Source organism: Viscerimonas tarda (assembly GCF_054601255.1).
The window spans coordinates 14,057-30,978 of the sequence record NZ_BAAHWV010000026.1; the positions used below are offsets into that span (position 1 = coordinate 14,057).

At 40.7% G+C, this 16,922-nt stretch carries 12 protein-coding genes and 1 CRISPR repeat array (1 of these 13 cut by a window edge); of the genes, 7 read left to right on the forward strand and 5 right to left on the reverse strand.

Translation table 11 applies throughout. From position 1 onward, the window contains the following. Nucleotides 1–2: 2 nt before the first annotated feature. The 3 genes from ACYPWY_RS11420 to ACYPWY_RS11430 are packed head-to-tail and all read right to left on the reverse strand — an operon-like array spanning nt 3 to nt 1,884. Nucleotides 3–743 carry an META domain-containing protein gene (locus ACYPWY_RS11420; protein ID WP_459685658.1) on the reverse strand — a complete coding sequence of 247 codons (741 nt, stop codon included), beginning with the start codon at nt 741–743 and terminating at the stop codon, nt 3–5. 4 nt (nt 744–747) lie between these two features. Beyond that, on the reverse strand, nt 748–1,203 hold the full coding sequence (locus ACYPWY_RS11425; protein ID WP_459685659.1) for a hypothetical protein: 456 nt from the start codon (nt 1,201–1,203) through the stop codon (nt 748–750). A 12-nt stretch (nt 1,204–1,215) separates the two neighbouring features. Next, nucleotides 1,216–1,884, reverse strand: coding sequence for a hypothetical protein (locus ACYPWY_RS11430; RefSeq protein WP_459685660.1), 669 nt, complete (start codon nt 1,882–1,884; stop codon nt 1,216–1,218). 606 nt (nt 1,885–2,490) lie between these two features. Here ACYPWY_RS11430 and guaB point away from each other — a divergent pair. From guaB to ACYPWY_RS11455, 5 genes are all read left to right on the forward strand, one after another. Then, entirely contained in the window at nt 2,491–3,966 is a 1,476-nt protein-coding gene (gene guaB / locus ACYPWY_RS11435; RefSeq protein WP_459685661.1) for an IMP dehydrogenase, read from the forward strand. 363 nt (nt 3,967–4,329) lie between these two features. After that, a complete protein-coding gene (locus ACYPWY_RS11440) occupies nt 4,330–5,274 on the forward strand; it encodes a type IV toxin-antitoxin system AbiEi family antitoxin domain-containing protein (RefSeq protein WP_459685662.1) in 945 nt (314 codons plus the stop codon). Further along, entirely contained in the window at nt 5,271–6,074 is an 804-nt protein-coding gene (locus ACYPWY_RS11445; protein ID WP_459685663.1) for a nucleotidyl transferase AbiEii/AbiGii toxin family protein, read from the forward strand. Before ACYPWY_RS11440 ends, ACYPWY_RS11445 begins: the two co-directional genes overlap by 4 nt. A 311-nt stretch (nt 6,075–6,385) precedes the next feature. Continuing rightward, on the forward strand, nt 6,386–7,615 hold the full coding sequence (locus ACYPWY_RS11450; protein WP_459685664.1) for an ATP-binding protein: 1,230 nt from the start codon (nt 6,386–6,388) through the stop codon (nt 7,613–7,615). Between the two features lie 126 nt (nt 7,616–7,741). Continuing rightward, entirely contained in the window at nt 7,742–8,929 is a 1,188-nt protein-coding gene (locus ACYPWY_RS11455) for an ATP-binding protein (RefSeq protein ID WP_459685665.1), read from the forward strand. 212 nt (nt 8,930–9,141) lie between these two features. Here ACYPWY_RS11455 and ACYPWY_RS11460 read toward each other — a convergent pair whose 3' ends face one another. Further along, on the reverse strand, nt 9,142–9,954 hold the full coding sequence (locus ACYPWY_RS11460) for a purine-nucleoside phosphorylase (RefSeq protein WP_459685666.1): 813 nt from the start codon (nt 9,952–9,954) through the stop codon (nt 9,142–9,144). Further along, nucleotides 9,917–11,026, reverse strand: a complete 1,110-nt coding sequence (gene lpxK, locus ACYPWY_RS11465; protein ID WP_459685683.1) for a tetraacyldisaccharide 4'-kinase — start codon at nt 11,024–11,026, stop codon at nt 9,917–9,919. Before lpxK ends, ACYPWY_RS11460 begins: the two co-directional genes overlap by 38 nt. A gap of 319 nt (nt 11,027–11,345) precedes the next feature. On the opposite strand from lpxK, the gene typA reads away from it, so the two are divergent. After that, a complete protein-coding gene (gene typA / locus ACYPWY_RS11470; RefSeq protein ID WP_459685667.1) occupies nt 11,346–13,157 on the forward strand; it encodes a translational GTPase TypA in 1,812 nt (603 codons plus the stop codon). Nucleotides 13,158–13,675: 518 nt separating this feature from the next. After that, nucleotides 13,676–16,762 (forward strand): hypothetical protein, encoded by a 3,087-nt coding sequence (locus ACYPWY_RS11475; protein ID WP_459685668.1) that lies wholly within the window; start codon nt 13,676–13,678, stop codon nt 16,760–16,762. A 42-nt stretch (nt 16,763–16,804) separates the two neighbouring features. Next, nucleotides 16,805–16,922: direct repeats of the CRISPR family, unit length 36 nt (it continues 442 nt past the right edge of the window).

Here is a 16,922-nt window from a genome sequence, read left to right on the forward strand (position 1 = left end):
GCTTACCTCCTTTTTATATCGGTTAATTCTATTCTATTATATAAATATAGCCGTGCATTTGGCATCTCCTCGAATTTACATTGTATCACATTTCCGCTGATTTTAACCGGCAGTCCGTCAATTTTATACTTCTGAGGAATATCCGTTTCACAAGGACGAATAACGCCATGACGTATTAATTCCTCATACGAGGAAAGCAATTCAAATGTATAACATTCCAAAATTCTGTTATACCTGACATAAGCCGGTTCGTCGCTTAAAACTTTAACAACTTCCTTTTCTTCACAATCACAAGAGGCGACCTGCGGTTGAAAATACAAACAATCATTTTCGTTACAGTATAATGTTAGTTTGTCGTCAAAAACGCCAAATTTTTTCACATTTTTGATAGCATCTGCATAATATTGTCCGTCAAACACTTCATTAATTTTTGTGCCGACAAGATTTCGTATTTGAAGACTTGACGATTTTAAATCAACTTCATATTCTCCACTAAATTCATTGGTGGATGACATTCCTTCCAACGTGTTATCCGATTTAAAAATAATCGTATAACATCTTTCACAATCCTGAGGTTCGAGTATTCTTAGCATTTTCTCTTCATTGATTGTATATCCGGCTAATTTCCATTTGGTTCCTTGCAACGGATTTGGCGAAAGATTCTTTTCCTCTTCCTTATCGCAGCCGCTCATTCCGGTAGTCAGGACAAACAGGGCTGTCAATATAAATAATATCTTTTTCATAGCCTTATTTTATTCGTTTATAGAAAAATATCAATGGACTTCCCAATGATTCTGCGACAATGCCCTTAACATGTTTCAATATCAGCTTGTTGTAGTTATCTTCAAACTTATACTCATATCCATGCATTTGTGTTTTTTCGTCAAATAGCTGACCGACATGATAATAGTATGTCTTAAATAAACACGAGTCTATGCTGTATTTTACCTGTAATCCGGGGTACTCTGCAAATGTGCCTGGTTGAATAATAGAATCAGGAAGATATTCCACGTACCCGCCCGAAGATACCTGTTGTATTTTATCTTCCGATGGACCCTGAGCAATCAATCGCCACTTACCTAAAATGGCTTCTTGGGGCGTATCATAATGTCCAGGCGCTTCTATCTTTTCATCATCCCCGCACCCAGCAACACCCATTGCCACAAAAAACAGGGCAATAAAAAACATATATATCTTTTTCATAATCAATCCTCCCTATTTGTTTTTCAATTCTTTCATTTCAAGTTCCAATGTCTGTATTTTGTCATTCTGTTGAATAACATACAGCGTCAGTTCTTCAATTTTTTGCAGCAGCTTTACCTGCAATACGCCCAAGTCGGTGTCGCCGCTTGTCATCTCGGCGGCAGAAGGTATTTCGGGCAGGTGTTTGTTTTCCTTGATAAAGCTATGCACTTCGTTAAGCGATTTTAGCTGGTAGTTGGGTTCAAATACAAAGTCGGCGCCTGTGTTGAGGTTTACTTTTATTTCCCTTGCCCTGAGTGTGCCGTTCACATCCAGCTTGTAGTAGGGATTGTCGGTGCCGATGCCTACTTTGTCTCCAATTGTCATGAAACTATACATGGCAAGGTTCGAGAAATTTGTAACACGACCGATAACAAGCCTGTCGGCATCATCATCCCCTAACCCAATTCTAAATTCAGAAACATCACTGCTTACGGCATACTTGGCCATCCACACAGGGTCGGTGTTCCATTCGCAGCCCGAAAAGTTCAGCATCTTTCCATATCCCCAGGCTGATCCGCTAACCAAATCTTCCCCAATCTTATAATTTCCATTGCTGTCCGAAACCAATGCAGTTTGTCCAAGCGCCGTATTTGCCAACAGTACGGCAAATACCGATAGTAAAAGTTGTTTCGTTTTCATACTTAATTGTTTTAGTGATTTTTATTACGACAAATATATAACAATATTTCAGAATTACCCCCCCCATTTAGTTAAATATGGTTAATCATTGAAAAAGAATAATTCATAAAATAAATTTAGAGGCCTCAAAATACTACGCCAGAAAAAAAATACAGACATTTGTCCGGCAAAAACAAGGAACAATGCTTTCTGTCATTGCGGGTCGGAGCCCGCAATGACAGCGTTTTTTGCCGCTTCGCGCCAATTAGCACATTATTCACATCAGCGCATTAGCACATTGCCTCACATCCTCACCAGGGCAAACCTGAAAAATTTAGTACTATTGTTACGGATGAGATTCCTCCATTTGGTCGGAATGACTCGCCTGTTGGTGGTTTAAGGGATGAGGAAGCGGCGGCGAAGCCGCCGCTTCCTCATCCCCTCTCCTAAAAAGGAGACCGTCATTCCGACCAAAGGGAGGAATCTCCTGCTCATCTCAGCAACTTTACCGAAAGGCATAAGCCTCAAAAATTTTCGGGCGTCTGCGCTGTTTTTTCTGCAAACTTAAGCCTTGGTTTCGTTTTAAATGACTATATTTGCACGCAATAAAATTAAATCATATCCCTTATGTCATTTATTGCAGACAAAGTAGTAATGGATGGACTTACATTCGACGATGTATTACTCATTCCCTCATATTCCGAAGTTCTTCCCCGCGAAGTAAACTTGTCAACGAATTTCTCGCGCAACATCAGGCTGAATATCCCGTTTGTTTCGGCAGCAATGGATACGGTTACCGAGGCTAAAATGGCCATCGCAATAGCCCGCGAAGGTGGTATTGGCGTTATCCATAAAAATATGCCCATACAGGATCAGGCACAGCAGGTGAAGTATGTGAAACGTGCCGAAAACGGTATGATTTCCAATCCGGTGAGTATCCTGAAAGACAAAACGGTGGGCGATGCGCTTGCCCTGATGGCCGAGTACAAGATAGGCGGCATTCCGGTTGTTGACCCCGAAAATCATCTGGTGGGGATTGTTACCAACCGCGATTTACGTTTTCAACGCGACATGTCGGCGCTGATTGACGATGTGATGACAAAAGATAATTTGATTACCACACAGCAATCGACCGACCTCGAAGCGGCTGTTGATATACTGCAACAACATAAAATAGAAAAACTGCCGGTTGTGGATGCCAACAACAAGCTGATTGGTCTGGTTACCTACAAAGACATTACCAAAGCAAAAGATAAACCCAATGCCTGCAAAGACGAGCAGGGCCGCCTGAGGGTTGCCGCCGGTGTAGGCGTAACTTTTGACACGATGGAACGCGTAAGCGCTCTGGTAGAAGCCGATGTTGACGCCATTGTTATTGATACGGCGCATGGCCATTCGGCTGGTGTTGTCGGAATGCTCAGGAAAGTGAAAGAGGCTTATCCCCGCGTGGATGTCGTTGTTGGCAACATTGCAACGGGAGAGGCAGCAAAATATCTGGTAGATGCCGGGGCAGATGGCGTGAAAGTAGGTATCGGCCCGGGTTCGATTTGTACAACGCGTGTTGTGGCCGGTGTGGGCGTACCGCAATTGTCGGCCATCTACGAAGTATCTAAAACCTTGAGAGGTACAGGCGTACCCATTATAGCCGATGGCGGACTGCGCTATTCGGGCGATATAGTGAAAGCGCTGGCTGCCGGTGGAAATTCGGTGATGATGGGATCGTTATTCGCCGGTGTGGAAGAATCGCCGGGCGAAACAATAATATTCAACGGACGTAAATTCAAATCGTACCGCGGCATGGGTTCGCTCGAAGCAATGCAAAAAGGCTCAAAAGACCGCTACTTCCAAGATGTGGAAGACGACATAAAGAAACTTGTTCCCGAAGGAATCGCCGCCCGCGTTCCGTATAAAGGCTCGTTGTACGAAGTAGCCTATCAAATGCTGGGCGGTCTCAGGGCTGGAATGGGATATTGCGGCGCGAAGAATATAATCGCCCTGCATCAAGCCAAATTCACACGGATAACCAACGCCGGAATAGCCGAAAGCCATCCGCACGATGTGCAGATAACCAGCGAAGCTCCCAATTATAGCAGGAGAGAATAAAATAAAGGTAGGGGCGGGTTTTAAACCCGCCCTTATGGTAGTTGTATTGTTAACATACGGAATAAACATTAAGGCTGGGGGCTGTCTTATAAGTATCTTTGAACGCGAATTACGCTGATTACGCGAATTATCGCAATTTATTTATGGTTGAAATTCAATTAGATAAGAGAAATATATAGCGCTTATTTGTGTAAATTTGCGTAATCTGCGTAATTCGCGTTCTTTTGAGACAACCACCTTGCTTTTACTGGTACGATTGGGCAAAGGATTTTACATTTGCATTCAGTCCCTACCCTGCGGGACGGCGCTTTATTAACCTTATGCTTTCAGCTTAGGGAAGATTAAATCTAAAAACACAATGTTTTGTATCATTATTGTCAGTATATTGCTGACTATTTTACTTTAAAAAATATTTTTTCAAGAAAAACACAATCTTATTATAGTTTTTCATATCTTTGCTGTCAGATTTATTCTGACAGCAAAGATATGAAAAATAAGTATATATCAACACAATCGGGCACGCTTTTGTCCTATTTAAACGGACAGGGCATAACTTGTTTTGACTATTCTTCGGCTCAAAAAGCCTTGGCAAACTCAAAAGCAAGTGCGATTAGGGAATTGCTTAGCGATATGACTAAGCGAGGACTTTTAATGAGATTGAAAGAGGGCATTTATCATATAATTCCATACGAGCAAGATGCGGATTTTTTTATGCCCGATTGGCATTTAGTAGCCGAACATTTGGTAAATGGCGCAAAACATTACATCAGTTATTATTCGGCTTTGCAAATTCATAATCTCATAACGCAACCTTCCTTGAAAGAACAAATCGTTGTTTCAAAACAACTACGACCTTCCGAAATTAAAATTAAAGAAGTTCCTTTTCAATTTATTTATCATAACTCAACACATTTTTTTGGGGCAAAGAAAATTTGGATTGACAACTTCAACAAAGCGATGTGTTCCGACTTGGAAAAAACGATTATTGATTGCCTGTTCAAACCCGATTATGCAGGGGGAATTGTTGAAATTGCAAGAGCGATTTATATTTCCAAAGAGAAAATCAAGTATAACACATTGCTTGAATATGCTAAAAAATTTAATTCGCAAGCGGTCATAAAACGCTTGGGTTTTCTATTGGAAATCCTTGAAATCAATACAAATATTATTGACGAGTTGCAAAAATTAAAAACGGCATCGAATATTGTGCTTGACACGGAATTGCCAAAAACAGGAAAACGAATTAACCGTTGGAGTATCCAGCAAAATTTAGATGCAGAAACAATTAAATCAGCTATATACACGTGATAAAATCGGGAGAAATACAGCGAAAGGCGAGAAAAATTGGTGTTCGTGACCAACAAATCGAGAAAGATTATATTCTTTCGTGGATTCTGTTTGGCATTTCCAAACACGAGCAACTGTCAAAGGCAATAGTATTCAAGGGCGGAACAGTTTTGAAGAAAATCTATTTTGAAGATTACCGATTTTCGGAAGACCTTGATTTTACCTTGCTCAACAACGAAACAAACAACGAAACGATTTTTGAATGGTTTAAAGAAATCTTTGATTTTATCAAAGAAGAGGCAAATATTCCGCTCGAAATAATCACAGATAACGAACACGAAGATGGCGGAATAAATTTCTACATCAGTTATATTGGACCACTTGGAGGACAAGGCGGTAACAAAAAAGTAAAAGTAGATATTTCTCGAAGTGAGCAAATGGTTTTTGAGCCTGTTTTAGAAAATGTTTTTACAGATTATTCCGATTTGGAAGAACACCACCTTTTGTGCTATCCGTTGGAAGAAGTGTTGGTTGAGAAAATGTGTTCCGTTATGCAACGAATGCAGGCAAGGGATTTTTACGACATTTGGTATTTGTTGGAAATACACGAAATGGACATTGACTTTTACATAAACGAATTTAAAGCAAAATGCGAAAGTAAAGATTTACAAGCAACTGACTTTCCGAAAAAACTAACAGAACGATTGCCACAATACAAAGGGCGTTGGCAAACCTCGTTAAAAGAACAAATCAAAGATTTGCCGAATTTTGAGCAAGTAGAAAGAGAAGTGCAACGGCACATAAAAAAGTTGAAATTTTGAAAGCAAAGAAATGAAAGATTGGAGCAAGCGCTGCCTACAACGAGCAGTTTGCCACAATGACGGCAGTATCCCGCGCAAACGGCAGTACAATTTCGGAAGTTTCGTTCCCGCGCGAGCCTCATAAGCCTGCCACTATACCAAGCCGCCAAAACGTTAGGAGCAAGCAAAAACGACAACCGCAAATAGACGATCTTACAAATGTGAGCGATATTCAATATAGATATTCCTCAATCAAAATTATTAAAACTTGCAATATTTTCATGTTTTAATAATTTTATATATCTTTGCAGTCGAATCTTAAACTCTGCGTTATGAATAATTTTATTGAACGTAAAGAATATTTAGATAAACTGTTGGCATACAAAGATAAAGGTATGATAAAAGTGGTTACAGGGTTGCGCAGGTCTGGAAAATCTACCTTGTTGAAGTTATATCGCAATCGTCTTTCTGAATTGGAAATTTTACCTGAACAAATCATTTTCTACGACTTTGAACTGCCCGAATCTTATCTCAACAAAACCTGGGATTCGCTCTATTTTGAAATAAAAACAAAATTACCAAGCAATAAAACTGCGTACATTTTCCTCGACGAAGTACAAAATATCAAGGACTTTGAAAAATTGGTGGACGGGCTTTTTGCTACTGCAAATACTGACGTTTATATCACAGGTTCAAATGCCAATCTTTTGTCGAGCGAACTTGCTACTTTGTTAAGTGGCAGATACATTGAGATTTCTATACTCCCGTTTTCGTTTTACGAGTACTTGCAAGCACGGAAAATTGACACCTTAAACAAATACCTCAACTATGAAATGCTGTTTTTTGATTATGTAAATGAAACCTCAATGCCCAAAGGAGTGGAACTCCGAGACGGTGGCTACGACAAAGTGTATGAATATCTTGAATTTTTGTATGCAACAGTCGTTGAAAAAGATATTATGAAGCGGCATACAATCTACGACAAGCGGGCATTTGCAAACGTAACAAAGTATGTTGCGGGAGTTATTGGCTCCCGGGTATCGCCGGGCAGTATTTCTGTGGCATTGAAAGCAGACGAACAGACAATTCACAACACAACGGTAGAAAATTATTTGTCGTATCTTACAGCGTGTTTTATGTTTTATCAGGTCAATCGCTTCGACATAAAAGGTAAAAAGCAGTTGGCAACGCAGGAAAAATACTACATTGTGGATTTGGGATTGCTCAACATTTTGCTCGGTCGCGACAGAACAGCCGATAGAGGTCATATTCTTGAAAATGTAGTCTATCTGGAACTCTTACGGCGTGGCTACAAAGTTTGGACAGGAATGCTTCGCAATGGCGAAATTGACTTCTGCGTAAAAAATCGTAACGGTGATATTGAGTACTACCAAGTTACCTGGAAAATGGAAAGCGATAAAACCATTGAACGAGAATTCATTCCTTTAGAATCAGTAAAAGACAACTATCCAAAATATTTACTTTCAGCCGAATCCTTCCCTCAAACACGAAGCGGGATAATACATAAAAACGTATTTGCGTGGCTGTTAGAAAGACAATAGAAAAACGAGCCGTTATAAAGAACTGGCAAAATGCTTTTACATAAAGATGCTACTTACAAGAAACATTTTTTATTATCTTTTGCTATATATAAAAAACGTTTTGTAGCTTTGTAGAAAAATATTCTTATGGACAGTTTAGTGAAAATTTATCTGCGCTTATTGCAGGAAACAGAGGCAAAAACCTTTCGTTACCTCTATTCAAATATTGATTGGAACGAGCGTTGCATTGCTATTATCGGCTCAAAGGGCGTTGGAAAAACAACAATGCTGTTGCAGCACATAAAAACAACTTTCGCAAACAAAGATGAGGCAATTTTTGCGAGTTTGGATAATACTTGGTTTGCCAATCATACTATTTTTGAATTGGCAGACGAGTTTTATATGAACGGCGGGACACACTTGTTTTTAGATGAAATTCACCATTATCCAAATTGGGCAACCGAGATTAAAAACATTTACGACAGTTTTCCAAAACTGAAAATTGTATTTACCGGTTCTTCGCTTTTGCAGATTTATAAATCAACGGCGGATTTATCAAGAAGGGTTGTTTATGAAAAATTGGAAGGCTTATCTTTCAGAGAATTTCTAAAATTTGAAAAGCTGGGCGATTTTCCTGTGCTTTCGCTGAATGAAATCGTTGAAAATCACCAAAATATCGCTTTTCAGATTACGGAAAACCTGAAAATAATGCCTTTGTTCAAAAAATATCTGAAAAACGGCTATTATCTGTTTTATAAAGAAGGATTAAAAAAATACGATCAAAAATTGCAGGAAGCAATAAACAACGTGATTGATGTGGATATTCCTGCGATTGAGAATATTGAGTTTGAATCTCGGCATAAGTTGAAAAAACTGTTGGCAATTCTCTCAACATTAGTGCCTTATACACCCAGAATCACAGATTTAGCCACAGCAATCGACACCAACAGAAACAATACCGTCAAGTATTTATTATTGTTGGCAAATGCAAAGTTGTTGAACTTGATTTCATACAAAAACAAAACGATTGGCGACCTTACAAAGCCCGATAAGGTATTGCTTAACAACACTAATTTGTCATATTTGTACAGCGAAAATGCAAATATTGGCAGTACAAGGGAAACATTTTTTGTTAATCAGTTAAGTGCCGTTGCCGATGTTATACTTGCACCGCAGGGGGATTTTATGGTGGATAACTACACTTTTGAAGTCGGTGGTAAGAGGAAAACTTTTGACCAGATAAAAGACGTTCCGAACAGTTTTGTAGTAGCCGATGATATTGAAATCGGACACAAAAATAAAATCCCGCTGTGGCTGTTTGGAATGCTGTATTAAAGAACAAAGAAAAGCGCCCAACACACAGAGAACGCAAATTACGCGAATTACACAGATTTCCGCAAATAATTTTATAATCTGCGTAATTTGCGTTCTACCTGTGTTCGACTATTTCCGGTATGTTCCCTAATTTTCAGACTTGCTATTTATCAAATCCGCAAAAACAAAGGGCAACGTACGCGTTGCCCCCTATTCATTATTCACATTAGTCATCACAGCCGGTTAATCACTTCCTGCATAATGAAAGCCATTTTGGGTTGCGCTATTTTTGCGGCTTCCTGCACCTCTTCGTGCGATACTTCTACAATTTTGCCCAGAAGGCCCAAATCGGTGATGATGGAGAAAGCCAGTACTTTTATTTTGGCGTGATTGGCTACTATCACTTCCGGTACGGTGGACATGCCTACGGCATCGCCGCCTATAATTTTGAAGTAGTTGTATTCGGCTGGCGTTTCAAATGTGGGACCGGATGTTCCTACATATACGCCATGCTGAAGCTTGATGTTGTTTTCTTTCGCAATATTGGTTGCCAGCTTGCCAAGTTCCTTGTCGTAGGCCTGGCTCATATCGGGGAACCGAACCCCCAATTCGTTGAAATTCTTTCCGCGCAAGGGATGTTCGGGGAACAGGTTAATGTGGTCTTCAATCAGCATAATGTCGCCTATATCGAAACTGCCGTTCATACCGCCTGCAGCATTGGAGACGAACAGATACTTCACTTTCAATGCCTGAAAGACGCGCACAGGAAAGGTTACTTCTTTCATGTTGTATCCTTCGTAATAGTGAAAGCGGCCTTGCATGGCAATCACATCTTTTTTACCCAGTTTGCCGAAGATTAGTTTTCCGCTGTGGCCTTCCACGGTGGAGATGGGGAAATTCGGGATTTCGGAATACGGGATTTCATACTTACCGGTAATGGCATTTGCTAACTCTCCCAAGCCTGTTCCCAAGATGATGGCACATTCGGGTATCTTTGCCACCTTGCTTTTAATGTAGTTCGATGTTTCTTGGATCTTTTCTAACATGACGATTAATTTTTTTATTAAAAACTGTTTCTTCTTCTTTCGAAATAAATGCCATTTTTATTGGCAAGTAATACATGGAGTTTTTCAGGCTTTCGCTCAGGTCTTTCCTTCCGATTAGTCGGACGGCATCTTTTTCGGTAACAATTGTTATCGCCTTATCATCACCAATTTCGTGGTATGCTTTTTCAATGTCCTGAATGTCATCCGCCGTAAAACTATGATGATCGGGATAGGCCAACAATTTAATCGAATCGGTGTATTTACCCAATTCATCCAGTATTGCTTTCGGAGAAGCTACTCCGGTAATTAATAACACTTTTTTGTGTATTAAGTTCACCAAAGGCAGTTCTTTTTTACTAAACAAGTCTTCTTTATTGAACAAGGAAATCAAATCGCCATATTCGATGGTTGTAAATAATAATATTTGATAAGGATATGTATTAAATTCGTGAATAATAATCCGCATATCTATCGGTTTCATGTCGGTGGGCGCTTTTGTTACAATAATCATGTTCGCCCTTTCCATATTGCGGAGGGGTTCCCGCAATCGTCCGGCAGGCAATAACTTGTCCTGGTAGATAGGCCGGTTAAAGTCGCTCAGAAGAATAGAAAACGAAGGCTTCACATAGCGGTGCTGAAAAGCGTCATCCAGCAGAATGATGTCCGGTTTGTCCTTCATCGCCAGCAGGTTTTCGATGCCACGCCTCCGGTTTTCATCTACGGCAACGGTAATATCAGGGAATTTATGTTTCATTTGGAGGGGTTCGTCGCCTATGTCTTCGTAGGTAGAATTGGGTGTAGCCAGTACAAAACCCTTTGTCTTTCGTTTATAGCCCCTGCTCAATGTGGCAAGCTTGAAATCGTTCTGAAGCAATTGGATCAGGGACTCGATGTGGGGCGTTTTTCCGGTACCTCCTACTGTGAGGTTGCCGACAGAAATGATGTGTACATCGTATCGTTTTTCCGTCAGGAAGCCCCAATCGAAGAATTTGTTTCGTATAAGCACAACAAGCCCGTACAACCACGACAATGGCAGTAAAAACTTATTAATGCACCTGACCGCTCCCATCAATGACGAACAATAAAATTTGCAAAACACGAATCGGGTATATCGCTGAAATTATACAACTATTACTCAGAATAAAAGTAAAATATACAACCGCAACAAATATATTAAAAAATAATCTGAGAATGAAATAGAAAGCGAAAATAATGAGAATAATGTGCTGATGTGCCAATGTGCTGATGTGCTAATTGGCGGCGCAAAGCGATAACAAATTCATTATTCGCATTATTTACATCAGCACATCAGCATATTATTCTCATTATTAATCACTCATTTGAATGTATTCCGGTAATTTATCGTATCTTTGCAGCCTTAAAAATAAAATATGCAAAAAATCAGGAATATTGCGATTATTGCGCACGTCGATCATGGCAAAACTACGCTTGTCGATAAAATGCTTTTGGCAGGACAGTTGTTCAGGGAAAATCAACATTCGGGAGAATTAATCCTTGACAGTAATGATTTGGAACGTGAACGTGGAATAACGATTCTATCCAAAAATGTTTCGATTGACTACAAGGGAACAAAAATCAATATTATAGACACTCCGGGACATGCCGACTTTGGCGGTGAAGTGGAACGGGTGCTGAATATGGCCGATGGTTGCCTCCTGCTGGTGGACGCCTTTGAAGGACCTATGCCACAAACCCGCTTTGTGCTTCAAAAAGCCATTCAGATAGGGCTGAAACCTATTGTTGTGATAAACAAGGTGGACAAACCGAACTGCCGCCCGGACGAAGTACACGAAATGGTTTTCGATTTGATGTTTTCGCTGGATGCAACAGAAGAACAATTGGATTTCCCCACTATTTACGGCTCGGCCAAACAAGGCTGGATGTCGGAAGACTGGAAAAGCCCAACAACAGATATTACACCGCTCCTGGACGCCATTGTTCAGTACATCCCTGCGCCGGAAATATTGGAAGGCACGCCGCAAATGCTGATAACATCGCTCGATTACTCGAACTATGTAGGACGTATTGCCGTGGGACGTGTACATCGCGGCGAATTGAGGGAGAACCAGGATGTTTCGCTTTGTAAACGCGATGGCTCGATTGTGAAGACACGCATCAAGGAATTGAATGTGTTTGAAGGCTTGGGACGAATAAAAGTCAGTCAGGTACAATGTGGCGACATTTGCGCGCTGGTGGGCATTGACGGATTCGATATTGGAGATACTATCGCCAGCATCGAAAATCCCGAACCACTCGACCCGATTGCCATTGACGAACCAACCATGTCGATGTTGTTTACCATCAACAACTCGCCGTTTTTTGGGAAGGATGGTAAATATGTAACCTCCCGCCATATACACGACCGCCTGGTGAAAGAGCTGGATAAAAACCTGGCCTTGCGCGTGGAGCCAACCGACAGCGCCGATGCCTGGATTGTTTTCGGACGGGGCATTCTGCATTTGTCGATACTTATCGAAACAATGCGCCGCGAAGGATACGAATTGCAGGTAGGACAACCGAAAGTAATCATCAAGGACGTGGACGGTGTGAAGTGCGAACCTGTTGAATCGCTTACCATCAATTTGCCGGAAGAATATTCGAGCAAGATAATAGACATTGTAACCCGCCGCCGCGGTGAGTTGGTGATGATGGAATCGAAAAACGACCGCATCTTCCTGGAATTTAATATCCCTTCGCGCGGTATTATCGGGCTCAACAATGCCGCCCTGACCCTGTCGGCAGGCGAAGCTGTTATCGCCCACCGCTTCCTCGAATTTCAACCCTGGAAAGGCGATATAGAAAAACGCCTGAACGGGTCGATTATTGCCAGCGAATCGGGTAACGCATTTGCTTATGCTCTGGATAAACTTCAGGACAGAGGGCGCTTTTTTGTAGAACCTCAGACCGATATATATATGGGGCAGATTGTGGGCGAACATACCAAAGAAGGAGACCTGACCGTTAATCTGACCCGGGCGAAAAAACTGACCAACGTGCGCGCTTCGGGTACCGATGACAAAGCACATTTGGCGCCTGCCATTATATTCAGTTTGGAAGAAGCCCTCGAATACATCAAGGAAGACGAGTACGTCGAAATAACGCCAAGCGCGATAAGAATCCGCAAAATATACCTGGACGAAAACGACAGAAAACGATTGGGTAAAAAGGTAGCGTCGGCATAAAAAAATTAAGGCGCCGTGCGGCGCCTTAATCTCGTTAGCTTTGTAATAATCTCTGTTATGAAAGGATAGCAACTAAAAGTTTAGTTTTCTGCTAGAATCGTTTTCGATTCTGAAACAAAAGTATAGCATAATGCGGAGGATGTGGTTAATAATTACGATTATTAACCACAACTTTTTTAATACACTTATTATCAAATAATTAAATTGAAATATTTTTACAATTTTATTTCAGTAAAAAGTATTTCGCTCAAATTTTGTAGAAGGAATAGTCAATTTTTCCCTCTTATTTTTGGTTTTGGCGGAGTGGTTTGGGGGAATTTTTAGGTTGACTCTGTCATTGCGGGATCCGACCCGCAATTGAAGCGGAACGTAAATCGGCCTTAGCCAATCTCCCGACAAAAGCACAGAGTACCCCCAAACGGCTAGTAATACGATTACAAACAATCATTAAACTTTACACCAATAATTAGTTTTGAATCCGATTCGGAATTGTATTTTTGTGGAATAAAAAATTGAATATGGAAAATAAGACTAAAACGAAGAACCTCCGAAAAATATACCGTAATGCACTGGCTGTATATCTGAATGCAGCCACCGATAATGTGGAAAAATGCCTGAGTGTAACATCGGAAGAAAAAAAGGACGCTCTCCAAAAGCTAAGAGAGTGTAGTAACGATGCCAACAAAGAAAAATATTGGGAAGCAGCCCGAAACAATATTTTCTTTATCGGATGGATGACGAGCAAGCACAAATGCTTTATTCCCGACAACACGGAGGGTAAAACGAAAGAACAGATTCTCCACGAAAACTGGGAAATATTACTTGCTTGGCTAGGCATATTATTCGATCTCCGAAATTACTGGTCGCATACCGAACACAATAAAATAGTATTACCTGACAACATCAATGAAGCGCTGATAGATTTGTATGTGCAAGCATGTATGGAATCGGGCATTAATATTCCCGAAAAATACAAAGCCGAAAATGGGCTGAATATTATAGTGAAAGACAAGGAAAGTTACGAAGTTAAAGAAATCACGAAAGAACTATCCTTCACCGGAACTATGTTCTTTTGTTGTTTGTTTTTGGAAGGAAGGCAAATCAGCGATTTTCTGGAAGCGATGGAACTGAGTATCTATAGTTTTGATGAACTAAATGAACGATATGAACATAGACTGAATCAGGAAGAATACCCCGAAAATTTACGGAGAAAGCCGAAGCATTTTCTGTATGCTCGCGATGTATATAATTATTGGAAAATACGGGGGCATCGGAGTAATATTATAGAAGACCATAGTTTGGATGAGCAGGAAGCGTATTATGCGATGCTTGAATACCTGAAACGTTGCCCACTCGAATATCTGGAATTGGAAAATCCCGAAAAGAACGAAAAGAAACAAGTCAGAGTGGATGGGCAGGACTACGACATCCGCGAGAAAAACAAATTTATGGAATGGGGATTGGAGTTTTGGGACGAAGAAATGAAACGGCTTGGACTCACTAAATGGAAATGGGCAAAACATCAGTCGGCGGACGAAAAACAAAAAACACGGGAAGAGCTGGAGCAAAAAGCCAAAGAAAACGGACGTCCATACAAGTTTCCACGCTATAAAAAAGTCATATTCGATGAACCGGAAGATGAAGAAGAACGCATAAACTACCGAGGTGATGAACACGGGTTTACCTATTTCCTGATCAAGGATGATACGGAAACTGCCGCTCAGGCTATGTTTCGTTATGAGCAAACCAACACCCGCCAAGTGGTTGGTTTAATGGGTAGCCGGATGTTATGCTCGGTATTGGAATATTATTTTGCCAACTATCCTGTTACGGATAAGTCGGAAGAAACTGACAAGAAGCGAAAAACCTTTTGGGGCAGTTTATCTAATGCTTGTTTTCAACATATCGAATCTACCCATAAAAATACCGAATCTAAACCAGATATTACAAAAGAACAAGTGGCAAAGCGCATCGAATTCCTTCAACAGCAATACGATAAAGCTACCGAGAAAAAGATAATAAAAACAAAAGAGGGAAAAGAGGTGGAAGTCCCCTTTTTTACCTCCCATCAAAAAATACGCTTTATTCTCGACACATGGAACCAGGCGCTTACCCGTGGACAAAAAACCAATTTGGAGCACGCCGCCGACGATGGCAACAGGCTGGGCGGGAAGAACGGCTATCAGAAATTGCTCAGCTGTTTGTCGCTTATGGATAATAGTCTGGAAATCAAGCGAGAAAAGGCGCACAACGAATTAATAAGAATACTGACCAGCTTGGGTAGTGGGAAAACGGGCAAAACATACCTCTCTGTCCTCAACGAGGATATGGGTATTGATTTGGGAGATTATGACAGCTTGGACGCATTACTCGAAAGATGTATCAAATATCGAAACTCAATACTTAATGTATTCAGAGCTAAATTAGAAAAAGAATTTGACATAAAAGACTGGCGGCCACGCATCGAAATGCGTTGGTTGGACTTGCATGACGGACGGACAAGACGAGCCAGTCAACAAACAAGCCCGCCGAAAGAAAGCGTGCCGGAACCAACCCACATCATTAATGGGGATCATAAAGACTATGCGGCAACCGGACTGCCCCGCAATATTCGGCATTTAGAAAAATTTAAAAATTCTGTTGACTCCGAATATCTTGAAAAAACACACGAAAAAATCTATCCTTCGCCCAACAAGTGCGAATTACTGATTCCCGATTTCTTTAAAACCGGCAATGGCGAAGAACTGAATACCATACGGGGTAACCAACACGTGCGCAAACGTCTGTTTCTTATTCGTAGGCAAGATACTGTATTGTCGCACATCGCCTACAAAAGGGGAGTAGAGTTTATGGGAAAAGAATTGGAGGCTATTCGATTGAAAGAGAATGATTATCAAACCAAAGAAATGTTGTTGCCAATCAAAAACAACGAGACGGACGAACCTATCCTTAAGATAAGATTCTATTACCGGTATTACAGGCAAAACAGGTACCAACTGCCTGCAAAACTCACATTGCAAATTGCCCAATTACTGGTGTCGAGAGAGCTGGTTGAGCCCGGAGGCATCGTCCCTTTCAACCGTTTGGAGCCAGTAGCAAAAAGCAAGATGAATTTCGCCGAACGCTTAGCCTTGCTATCGAAAGAAGAGCAAAAGTTGCCGTTTGATGAAAAACAAGCTTTGATTAACGAACGTTTTGCTCGTGTAAATAACATCGTATTGAAACCCAATAACAATTTATCCGGCTTCTGTTTCGATGAGTTGTTGCAAGGGTACACTATTCGCAGGTGGGAGATAATGGAGGAGATTCACAAATTAGAAGATAAAGTAATAGGTGAATACAAACTCAGCCCAAACGAAAAAGGTTATATTGAGTTTAATTCCATCTGCGATACATTGGAAGCTGACGCAAAAATTAACGCAGAGGAAAAAGCGATGCTGAGGGATGTGCGCAATGCCGCTTTCCATGGCAAGTTGCCGAAAGACAAATATATGCCCGATAAAGAACATATAAAACAAACAGTGAAAGAAAAGAAAGAAAAATATTACCTCGATTACTTTGGATACGGAGTGAAATTAGTATCGGATATTTTGAAGAGAATATAGAAGAATGGAACAAAATATAAATTGTTATTTTGCGTAAATAACATTATACACACCCGTATTATGGCGGGTAATTACAGCCCGTTACTTTTCCGATGTGGAATTTTTGCTGAACACACCCGTATTATGGCGGGCAATTACAGCAAATAAGTTGTTGATTTTT